This window comes from uncultured Clostridium sp., assembly GCF_963515715.1.
Taxonomy (GTDB): domain Bacteria; phylum Bacillota; class Clostridia; order Clostridiales; family Clostridiaceae; genus Clostridium_AW.
On sequence record NZ_CAUPZS010000040.1, the window covers coordinates 19,328 to 29,622 of the forward strand.

Annotated in this window: 13 protein-coding genes and 1 riboswitch; of the genes, 11 read left to right on the forward strand and 2 right to left on the reverse strand. The window is 28.5% G+C overall.

Annotation, left to right across the window (positions count from 1 at the left end; translation table 11 throughout):
* Window positions 1-47: 47 nt before the first annotated feature.
* The 6 genes from RYO54_RS18830 (at window position 48) to RYO54_RS18855 (ending at window position 3,656) form a co-directional block, all read left to right on the forward strand.
* Window positions 48-728 (forward strand): FlxA-like family protein, encoded by a 681-nt coding sequence (locus tag RYO54_RS18830; protein WP_315122149.1) that lies wholly within the window; start codon window positions 48-50, stop codon window positions 726-728.
* Window positions 729-889: 161 nt separating this feature from the next.
* On the forward strand, window positions 890-1,720 hold the full coding sequence (locus RYO54_RS18835; protein WP_315122151.1) for a PhzF family phenazine biosynthesis protein: 831 nt from the start codon (window positions 890-892) through the stop codon (window positions 1,718-1,720).
* Between the two features lie 11 nt (window positions 1,721-1,731).
* Window positions 1,732-2,196: a pyridoxamine 5'-phosphate oxidase family protein gene (locus RYO54_RS18840; protein ID WP_315122153.1), complete on the forward strand. Its 465-nt coding sequence runs from the start codon at window positions 1,732-1,734 to the stop codon at window positions 2,194-2,196.
* Window positions 2,197-2,294: 98 nt separating this feature from the next.
* Window positions 2,295-3,005 (forward strand): alpha/beta fold hydrolase, encoded by a 711-nt coding sequence (locus RYO54_RS18845; protein WP_315122155.1) that lies wholly within the window; start codon window positions 2,295-2,297, stop codon window positions 3,003-3,005.
* Window positions 3,006-3,048: 43 nt separating this feature from the next.
* Window positions 3,049-3,219 carry a hypothetical protein gene (locus tag RYO54_RS18850; protein ID WP_315122157.1) on the forward strand — a complete coding sequence of 57 codons (171 nt, stop codon included), beginning with the start codon at window positions 3,049-3,051 and terminating at the stop codon, window positions 3,217-3,219.
* Window positions 3,220-3,236: 17 nt separating this feature from the next.
* Window positions 3,237-3,656 (forward strand): PPC domain-containing DNA-binding protein, encoded by a 420-nt coding sequence (locus RYO54_RS18855; protein WP_315122159.1) that lies wholly within the window; start codon window positions 3,237-3,239, stop codon window positions 3,654-3,656.
* Between the two features lie 89 nt (window positions 3,657-3,745).
* On the opposite strand, the gene RYO54_RS18860 is transcribed toward RYO54_RS18855, so the two are convergent.
* The gene (locus RYO54_RS18860) at window positions 3,746-4,150 is read right to left on the reverse strand and encodes a secondary thiamine-phosphate synthase enzyme YjbQ (protein ID WP_315122161.1); all 405 of its coding nucleotides are present in this window, start codon (window positions 4,148-4,150) and stop codon (window positions 3,746-3,748) included.
* A 187-nt stretch (window positions 4,151-4,337) separates the two neighbouring features.
* On the opposite strand from RYO54_RS18860, the gene RYO54_RS18865 reads away from it, so the two are divergent.
* Window positions 4,338-5,567 (forward strand): SH3 domain-containing protein, encoded by a 1,230-nt coding sequence (locus tag RYO54_RS18865; RefSeq protein ID WP_315122162.1) that lies wholly within the window; start codon window positions 4,338-4,340, stop codon window positions 5,565-5,567.
* Window positions 5,568-5,645: 78 nt separating this feature from the next.
* Here the strand turns inward: RYO54_RS18865 and RYO54_RS18870 are convergent, their stop codons facing one another.
* The gene (locus RYO54_RS18870; RefSeq protein WP_315122164.1) at window positions 5,646-6,428 is read right to left on the reverse strand and encodes a cell wall hydrolase; all 783 of its coding nucleotides are present in this window, start codon (window positions 6,426-6,428) and stop codon (window positions 5,646-5,648) included.
* 4 nt (window positions 6,429-6,432) lie between these two features.
* Window positions 6,433-6,559: riboswitch (cyclic di-AMP (ydaO/yuaA leader) on the reverse strand.
* Between the two features lie 257 nt (window positions 6,560-6,816).
* On the opposite strand from RYO54_RS18870, the gene RYO54_RS18875 reads away from it, so the two are divergent.
* The 4 genes from RYO54_RS18875 to RYO54_RS18890 all read left to right on the forward strand — a co-directional run bounded on the left by RYO54_RS18875 (window position 6,817) and on the right by RYO54_RS18890 (window position 10,163).
* Window positions 6,817-7,185, forward strand: coding sequence for a hypothetical protein (locus RYO54_RS18875; RefSeq protein ID WP_315122166.1), 369 nt, complete (start codon window positions 6,817-6,819; stop codon window positions 7,183-7,185).
* Between the two features lie 1,081 nt (window positions 7,186-8,266).
* Complete coding sequence (locus tag RYO54_RS18880; protein ID WP_315122167.1) at window positions 8,267-8,710, forward strand: hypothetical protein; 444 nt, start codon at window positions 8,267-8,269, stop codon at window positions 8,708-8,710.
* A 60-nt stretch (window positions 8,711-8,770) separates the two neighbouring features.
* Entirely contained in the window at window positions 8,771-8,965 is a 195-nt protein-coding gene (locus RYO54_RS18885) for a YwbE family protein (RefSeq protein WP_315122168.1), read from the forward strand.
* Window positions 8,966-8,987: 22 nt separating this feature from the next.
* Window positions 8,988-10,163 carry a S41 family peptidase gene (locus RYO54_RS18890; protein ID WP_315122170.1) on the forward strand — a complete coding sequence of 392 codons (1,176 nt, stop codon included), beginning with the start codon at window positions 8,988-8,990 and terminating at the stop codon, window positions 10,161-10,163.
* The last annotated feature ends 132 nt before the right edge of the window (window positions 10,164-10,295 follow it).

Sequence of the window (10,295 nt, forward strand, 5' to 3'; positions counted from 1 at the left end):
TATACCGATGATAATATAAATAAGTAAAATTATGGAGGTAACTAAATATGAATATATCTTCAGTAGGTGGAAGAAGTTCTAGTGATTTTGCCATTAAAAGTAATGGTATAGACAATGAAATTAAGTTGCTAGAAAAGGAAAAAATGAAAGTACAGGAAGAAATACAAAGGATAAATGGTGAAAAAATAGATGATAGAACAAAGGCTGAAATGATTAAACCTTTAAAGGAGCAAGTAGAAAACATAAATAAACTTATTCAACAAAAACAAATGGAAAAGATTCAAGGAAATAAGAAAGAAGATAAAAATCCACAAAATAATAGCTCTAAGAATAATTCCATTGATAGTGATACTTACACACCGGGGATGGATAGTTTAATTAAAGCTAGTACAAGCTATGATGAGATAAAATCTATTAATGAAATAAAAACTAAACTAGATGGAAATTCTCGTATATTAAAAAAAGAAGCGGAATTAGATAGGGATAGAGGAAAAATTAAAATAGCTGAAGGAAAAGAGAGAAAAGCTAGTGAACTTGAAGATAGAGCTGATAAGATGAGTTCAAAGATTGGCAAAATAACTAAAGAAACTAATGGAGAAATTGCCAAAGGTGTTGAAGAAAATAATAGCAATGAAGATAATTCTAACATAAAAAAAGATAATAAAAGCAATGAAATTAGCTCTAAAGGCGAATATGCTATACCTAAAAGAATTGATACCCTAGCTTAAGTTAAAATGCACTACACTTATTTTTAAGATGTAGTGCATTTTTGCATATTTTACAGAAAATTAACAAAAGTATGTAAAAACTATTGCCCATTACCTAAGGTTATGGGGTAAAATAATTATTAGAAGAGGTACTTTTAATGAGATAATCAGGAGGGAACATAATGAGAAAAAATAAATTGCCAATATATATAGTAGATGCCTTTACAAAGGAAGCCTTTGGAGGGAATCCTGCTGGAGTATGTATTTTAAAGAACTCCATCGAGGATAAAGAAATGCAACTCATAGCTAAAGAGATAAATTTATCAGAAACTGCTTTTGTGACTATAGATGAAAATAGTTTAAAAAATAATGAATTTGACCTAAGATGGTTTACACCAAAGGTTGAAGTATCCATGTGTGGACACGGAACTTTAGCAACGGCTGAAGTGTTATTTGAAGAAATCGGTGTAGAAGGTAATGAAATTAAATTTCACACACAAAGTGGAGTTTTGGTAGCTAGAAAAGATGAAAAGGGTATTGTACTAGATTTCCCAGTAGATGAATATGAAGTGGTAGAAATTCCAGTAGAGTTATTAAAGGAAATAGGAATTGAAAATTGCAAAGAAGCTGTATATGGAAAGAATACAAAGAAATTAATTTTACAGGTTGAAAAAGAAGAAGAAGTGTTAAAATTAACCCCAAACTTTGAAGGAATGAGAAATTTAAATTTTCATATAGATGTTAAGGGAGTAGGAGTAACGACAAAGGCAAGAGAATATGATTTTATTACAAGATATTTCAATCCTTGGGCAGGGATAAATGAGGATCCAGTAACAGGTACAGTACATACAGTGCTAGCTAAATACTGGGAAGATAAATTAGGTAAAAAAGAATTTATAGCATACCAAGCATCGGATAGGGGAGGAGAAATTACTATTAGGATAATTGAAAATGGTCGTATGGAAATGGTAGGCAAAGGTATTATTATGTTAAAAGGAGAAATAAATTTTTAGGAGGATAAAAAATGTTTAGAGAAGTAAGAAGAAAAGATAGAAGTTTGGAAGAGAAAGATGCTATTGAAGTACTAAAAAATGGTGAGTATGGAGTTCTATCTATGGTAGGGGAAAATGATTATGGCTATGGAGTGCCATTAAGTTATGTATATCTAGGGAATGCTATATATTTTCACTGTGCTAGAGAAGGACAAAAATTAGATAGTATTGAAAAAAATAATAAGGTTTCTTTTTCTGTAGTTGGCAGAACTAAGCTACTTCCAGAAAAATTTAGTACGGAATATGAAAGTACAATAATATTTGGCAAGGCAACAGAAGTAAATGATGAAGAAAAAGAAAGAGCCCTACTTGCTATCATAGAAAAATATTCACCTGAATATATTGAAAGCGGTATGGAATATATAAAAAGAGCTGCTGATAGGACAAGGGTAATAAAGGTGTCCGTTGAAAATATATGTGGTAAGACAAGAAAATAAAAAATTAATATTCTGCGTATATATATATAGGGATGGTATAAACAAGAATTGGACAGAATTTATAAAGAATAAATACGCAGAATAGGAGATGTTATTAAATGGATGGAAAAATAGGGTGTGTAATAATACATGGTTTTGCAGGGAGTACAGAAGAAATAGAGCCATTAAATAAATACTTAAACGATAAAGGATATCTAACAACATGTCCAAAACTTGAAGGACATACTGGCATTAGAAAAGATTTAAAGGAAACAACCTATGAAGAATGGATTTCTTCAGCAGAAAAGTGTTTAGTAGAATTTAAAAATAAATGTGATAAAATATTTATAATAGGATTTTCCATGGGTGGATTAATTGGAGTAAATCTTGCATTAAAGTATAAGATATCTGGATTAATAACACTATGTAGCCCTATATATTATTGGGACATGAAAAGAGTATATTTAAACATTGTAGAGGATTTTAAAGAAAGAGAGTACACCAATCTTAAGAGGTACTACAATTCATCTGTTAGAATTCCTTTTAAAGCTATGGTGAATTTTAGAATACTTCTAGGGAAGACAAAACCACTTGTAAAGGAAATTCAATGCCCTATATTTGTGGCTCAGGGTTTAGTTGATGATACAGTTCATCATAGAAGCGCTAAGTATATCTATGATAACTCATCTTCCAAAACTAAAGCATTAAGATATTATAAGAACTCAAATCATATTATATGCTGTGGAGATGACCAAGAGAAACTTTTTAAAGATGTAGAAGAATTTATAAATAAAGTTTCAAAAAAGAACGTTAAAGAAACTAAGTTATAAATAGGAAAAATATTAAAGGGATATATTTATAAGGGGATATGGCATGGGGAAAATATTTAGTATTATATATGAAATATTTAGTCTTATATATATGGTGGCTTTACCACTAGTAATAGTATTAATTATATGTAATTTAATTTTACTTGTTAAATTAATAAGAAGGGGAATTAAAGCTCTAGACATATATATTTCTAAGAATGATGAAAAATTATAAGGAAAGAGGGTAATTAAGTGGATTATAGAAAGTTTGGTCAAAAATATATTATAAGGTTAGATAAAGGTGATGAAATAATTGCTTCTATTAAAGAGATTTGTAAAAAGGAAAAAATAAAATTAGCATCAGTAACGGGTATAGGTGCTACGAATAAAGTTACAATAGGCATATTTGAATTGGATAAGAAGGTATATAATCAAAAAGAATTCTGTGAAGACTTTGAAATAACATCTTTAGTTGGAAATGTAATTATGTCAGGAGATGAATTAATTCCTCACATACATATTAATTTAGGAGATAAAGAACTTAATGTTAAGGGCGGTCATTTAAATTCAGCCATTATAAGCGTAACTGGTGAAATAATTTTAGATGTAATAGATGGAGAAGTATCCAAAGAACTCAATGAAGATATAGGAATTAAGTTGATGAAATTTTAAATTTATCCTGAGTAACTTAAATAAAAAGTAGTGAAATTTCTTTAGAAAAGAGCTAAGCTTAAAAAATTACATGCTTAGCTCTTTTTTATTTATCCTTCAATTATTTTTATATGTACCTTTCTAGACCTAGGACCGTCAAATTCGCAAAAATAAATTTCTTGCCATATGCCTAGTAAAGGTGAGCCTTCATGGATTATAACATTAGTACTAGACCCCATAAGTGAAGTTTTTATATGAGCGTGAGAATTCCCTTCTACATGCATATAATCTCCAACTATAGGGAAAACCCTATTTAAATTTACAAGCATATCTCTAAGTACATCTGGGTCGGAGTTTTCATTTATTGTTATTCCAGCAGTGGTATGTGGGGAAAATATAAGTGCAGTACCATTCGTTATGCCACTTTCTCTTATAGCTTTTTTTAAAAGACTATTTATATTTATAAATTCTTCAGTCTTTGAAGTATTAATAGAATATGTAAAAAGTTTACTCATTTATGGCGCCTCCGTCAATATTAGTATTGGTTATATTTTATTATTAGTAATAAAAATTAGCAACAGAATATGAATTTGTTAATAATTTATTGATAGTATATGAAAAATAATTTAATATATAGTTAATAGCTTTAAAAAAATATGAGAAAGCTTGAAATGTATTTTTATAATTATGTGAGGTATTATTATGAGAAATGAAAAGATGAATAAGTTAATTCTTGCATTAGGGATAGTTTTTATAAGCCTTCATAACCCTACTGTAAAAGCATATACGGTAAAATCAGGTATTGTAAATATAGAAAGTTTATTAAATGTTAGAGAGAATGAAAATATAGATTCAAAAATAATTTATAAATTAGTAGGAAATGCTGATGTGACAATAGTAGATGAAACAGAGGAATGTTATAAGGTTAGAATAGGATATGATCTTTATGGATATGTAGATAAAGATTATATAACATTAAAAGAAGAACCTTCTCAGCCTAGAATGGAAGAGAATACAGAAGAAGAGGATAAGTATTATGTTGATAATAGAAAGTCTTGGACAATAACCTTTAATAAAAAAATTAAACTTGATGAAGAAGATTTAAAAGGGGTTACAGTGGAAGATGAAGACGGCAAAGAGGTGCCTGTATATGTAAAAAGCGACGAAAATAAGATATCCGTATTTCCAGAAGAAGATTCATATCAATATGGAGAGACCTATACACTTAATATTAAAGATAATATAAAAAGCTTTTATGGAGATAAATTAAAAGAAGAGAAAAAAATGGAGTTTAAGATAAAGACTGAAAATGAATGTTTTGGGCTAGGAGAAGATGAAACTAAGTATGTCACCAATGATAGACCTTATGAGTGGTATACTTCTCAACATGATACTGGGAAATACAGCAATAATAATTCAAATGTAGCTTGTGCCACAATGGCTTTAAAATGGATTAAATCTGATTACAATAAAAGCGTGGAATATGCTCGTTCTAAATATATTAATGATGGGAAGCCATGGGATATGGACGTGCTTCAGTCATACTTAGAAAAATTCGGAGTAAAGTCTAGAAGGGTTTGGATGTCTCCTTACGGGATATGGAATGATAAACCCATAATAGATGAATTAGATAAAGGAAATATATTGATTTTTGGTGTATGGGTAGATGATATTGAATATAATCCTAATCCTGAAGAAAGAGTAGGCGATTTTCATTTAAGAAAAGGACAAGCTTTTTCCACTAACGCTATAATAGTTAAAGGGTATAAAATAGTTGATGGCAAGACTTATTTTGAGATATATGACCCAGCATGTGAGGATTATCAAAGATATTTAGATGGTACACTTAAAGGGAAAAATAGATATTATTCTTCAGAACAGCTAAGTAAATGCTTACATTATAAATATTTTGTTGTACCTGAAAATAAATGATTAAAACAAAAGGAACTGCCTCAAAATTATTCATAAAATCATTTTGAGACAGCTCCTTTATATAGATTAAATAATTTTTTATTTAACGTAAACCATGTTACCTATTCTTGCTGTTATAGGCTTGGACCATAACCAGCTATTAGTAGCACTATCATCAAAGTAGAATAATGCACCTTTACTTGGGTCAGAACCATATAAGGCTTCCATAGCAGCTTTTTTAGCAGTTTCAGTAGCAGGTTTATTTATCCACCCATTTAATACTGGAGTAAATTGGTAGTATCCATCGCTTACTTGATAAATTACAGAGGAAATATTGTTTGGAAACTCTGAGCTCTTTACCCTATTTACTACAACACTTGCAACAGCAACCTGAGCGTTATAAGGTTGGTTTTGTGCTTCAGCAGTTATAAGTCTAGCTAAAAGATCTAAGTCAGATTCACTATAGTTTATAACGGGCTTCTGAGTAGATGGGTTACTAGGAGTTGAATTTTCTGTATTAGAGCTCTTTCCTGGAATATTAAGAGATTGTCCAGGGTAAATGGTGTCATCCCATTTGTTATTGGCCTTTCTTAAATCATATAAGTTTACATCATATCTTTTAGAAATTAGGTATAAGCTATCACCAGTCTTTACAGTGTATGTATCACAAGGAACTTTTAATATTTGTCCAGGATAAATAGTACTTCCATTGATACCATTATCTTTCATTAATGTATCTGAGGAAGTATTGAAAAGCTTTCCAACCTTGTATAATGAGTCACCAGAAATTACCGTGTAACTTCCTGCAAAAACTGTAGTAGATAAAGTTAAACTTAAAGTCAAAGTTGCTAAAAGTGTTTTTAAATGCTTTGATTTTATCATTTGCTGAACTCCTCCATTTTGCCTCCCAGGTTAGTTGACGGGTTCGGGTTAGAGGCACCCTACTCAATTATAAGAGATTCACCCCAAAAATATCCCCGGTACTTCTTTTGAAGATTCGGCATAATTTATTTATGAATTATTGCCATTTTAACAAGGAATCTGGAAGCATGTCCATGCTAAACTCTTGGAAGAATAGATTTAAATTAGTTGTTAAAGAAATAATTAGTAAAATATTGTGAGATTTAAAATTTTTTAGATAAGTAATGATAGAAATAGTTAGATTAGGATTAGGGTAGTTTTACTATATTATATATAATATGGTAAAATGTAATTAATTAGATATGCTTATATATATTCGTAGTAAATAGTAAAAGGAGACGATTTAATAATGAAAACAGTAAAAATCTTAGTGATAGTTTTGTTCCCAATGTTTTTATTGTATTTGTTAAATATTCTTATATTTAATAAGTACCCTATGTTTTTAGGAAGTTTTTGTGGTTCAGCTATATATAGTAAAAGTTTGCTTGGAGTAAGCTCTTATTCTAAAGTAGTGGATAATTTATTAGAAAAAGAGAAGAAAAAATTATCTGCAGCAGATTTTATAAATTTGCTATTAGTTTTTAGTATAACTTTTTTATTTACTTTTTTAATATATTTGCTATTTAATAATGGTGACTTAGGTTATCCGTTTTGGGCAACATCATTTGTTTTTGCATTTATGGCACATTTTAAAATTCCTAAAAGGTTTTTTTCTTGAAAAAAACCTAAGTATATGCAATGAATATGCATTGAATGACATCAGTGGCTTAAAATGCAGTTCAATACATAGTATCGTCTAATGAGCTAATATATATATGTTAAATTAGTGCATAATTAGAAACATAGGGAAGATAACTTAAATAAAATTTAAAATTACACAAATAGGGGTTTATATTATGAACAAAAAAATTAAAACTTTATCTTCTGTTATGTAATGCAGAAATTATGTGAGGTGTCAAATAATGAATCTAAAAAATAGACTTAAGTAGGGAGTACTAGGTTTTTTATCAGTAATAATTTTTGTAGTTATATTTGCGTCTATCTTTGGTTCAGACCCATTAACTTTCATTAAGGATAAATTTGTAAGCGGAACAATAATTGAACCTTATTTTAAGTTTTTGTGTTTATTGATATTTTCTGTTATATTAGCATTTGTAATTTATAAAAAAGTAAGAAATGAAAATTATAAGTAATGCCATCGAGTTAAGTTGATGGCATTATTTATAATTTATACACCAATGATAATAAAACATGAAATATTGAAGTTAAGTTATGTAGTTTAATAAAAATTTTAAATATTGCAGATATAAATTCAATATTGAGTGAGGAAATCCATTTTGATAAAGCTTGAAATTGCTTAAGCTATAACGGATTTAAAGTTTTATAGGAAACTATTTCATAAAAACTTAGGGGGAAAGAATAATGAAAAAAGATAGAGCGTAGTGGGCAGGACAAATTGTAACTCTTTGGGTTTTATATTTACTAATGTTTTATTCGTTTGTAGAACATGATAATTTTTTAACTATTATTCTTTTAATTTTAATTTCTACCATAACACTTATTTTCAGCATTCTAGGGAAAAAGAGGATAATATTTAATATATTTCGAGAAGTTAATGATTTGGATGTTAAAATTATTCAATTTCTAGGCGCGATATTATGTACTTTATTTGCTACTTATGCTAGGTACAAAATGATAGAAAAAAACGTTTTTTATGTTATATTTCTAATATTTTCTCTTTGCTATATGTTTTGGCAATATAAAAAATTTATAAAGTCATAAATGAAGGAGTGTAGTAAATGAAGAGATATATGTTCAGCATAATTAGCATTATAAATTTATTTTTTATTTTTAAAATAGGGACAAACTTTTTTATTGATTATTTTGTAATGAACGAAAATATACCTGATGGTATTGATAATATAGCTACTGTTGGATTAGCTGGAGCAGCAGTAGGAATGTTATTTTTTATAGCAAATATTATATTCCTAATTTGCATATTTACTAGAGCATCAAAGAAAGGAATAAAAAAAATATATTTAAATGAATTCTTTATAAATAGAAAGGATAATTTACTTAGAAATATAGTAAGAGGAGTTACTTATTTAATGATAATTTATTTTATAATATTATCATTTAGGGAGAAGCATAATATTATATCCTTTCAGTTTTATAGCCTTTCTATAATTTCCATAGTCATATATTCTATATGGATTAATAATATATTGAGAAAAAATGCTTAGCTGACATTAGTAGAATATGTTAACATATAATTATATAAAATATAAGGGAGAATATATATTATGAATGGAAATAATCGTGAAAATATTAAGCCTGGGACAAAGGTTTTAATCATACAAAAGCAAGATCAAACTACAGGGAAATTAACAGAAGGAGTGGTTAAAGATATTCTTACAAAGTCATCTACTCATCCTCATGGAATAAAGGTTCGTCTCAGTAATGGAATAGTAGGTAGAGTAAGTAAGATACTTCCTTAGGAAAAGCGAAGGGACTAGAATTATGATAAAAGATAAATGGATAGAAGATATAGATTTACTAGCATTAGAACTTCCTAAAAGGCATAAGAATTTATTTTTTCATAAGAAAGAAAGAGAATTTTATGAGGAAATAGAAGGATTAAAAAATAATATAGATTATTACGATAGTTATGAGATTGCAGTAAACTTAGGAAAAATTGTTGCATCCTTTAGAGACGCTCATACCTCTCTTAGTTTACCGGTAAGGTTATTATATCCCATGGAATTATATTGGTTTAAGGATGGGATATATGTAATCCATACTCTTGAGGAATATAAAGAAATACTGAATTGTAAAATAACCCATATAAATAATATAGATATAGAAGAGGCTATAAATATTTTAAGTGAAATTGTTTCTTATGAAAATCAGTGGCTTTTAAAAGCTCAATTACCTAAATACTTACCCGCTGTAGAAATTTTATATGGTTTAGAAATTATAGATGATTTTGGGAGTTTAAAGGTTGGATTTGAAGATCAAAAGGGAAGCAAGAAAACATTAGAAATTAGCCCATTAGCAATAAAAGAGGTCAGAGAAAAATTAAAATTAACATATAATGATGAAAGCAATCTTCCTTTATGGGAAAAAAACTCGGATAAATACTATTGGTTTGAATATCTAAATGACTTTAAAGTATTATATTTTAAATACAACGCCTGTAGAAACATGAATGATATTAACCTTAATAATTTCTGTGAGCAGTTGATTAAATTCATAGAAGAAAATGATGTAGAAAAGCTTATTATTGACTTTAGAAATAACTTTGGTGGTGATTCTAGATTATTAGAACCTTTTATTGAGTATGTAAAAAGTTCTAAAACAATAAACAATAAAGGCAATTTATTTGTAATAGTAGGGAGAGAAACCTTTTCCTCAGCTTTATTAAATGTATTTTCACTAAAAGAAAATACAAATGCAATATTTATAGGAGAAGGTAGTGGAGGAAAACCAAACTGTTATGGAGAAGTGGAAAGATTTAATTTGAAAAACTCTGGCCTTACAGTTTGCTATTCAACAAAGTATTACAAAATCATAGAGGACGATAGATTACTATCCTTTACACCAGACATTAATATAGAATTAAGCATAGAAGATTATATAGAAAATATAGACCCAAGTTTAGAATTTATTTTAGATTATGAACATCATCTTTCATAGGAGATGATGTTTTTTATTTATCAAGTGATCCTTAGCTTCAGATGGAGTTTGCTTAAAAGGAATACTTACTCCAGCTCAAGCTTAGAAGAACTTATCCAGGGACGTAGCATCCGTTATGCACAGCATAAGAAC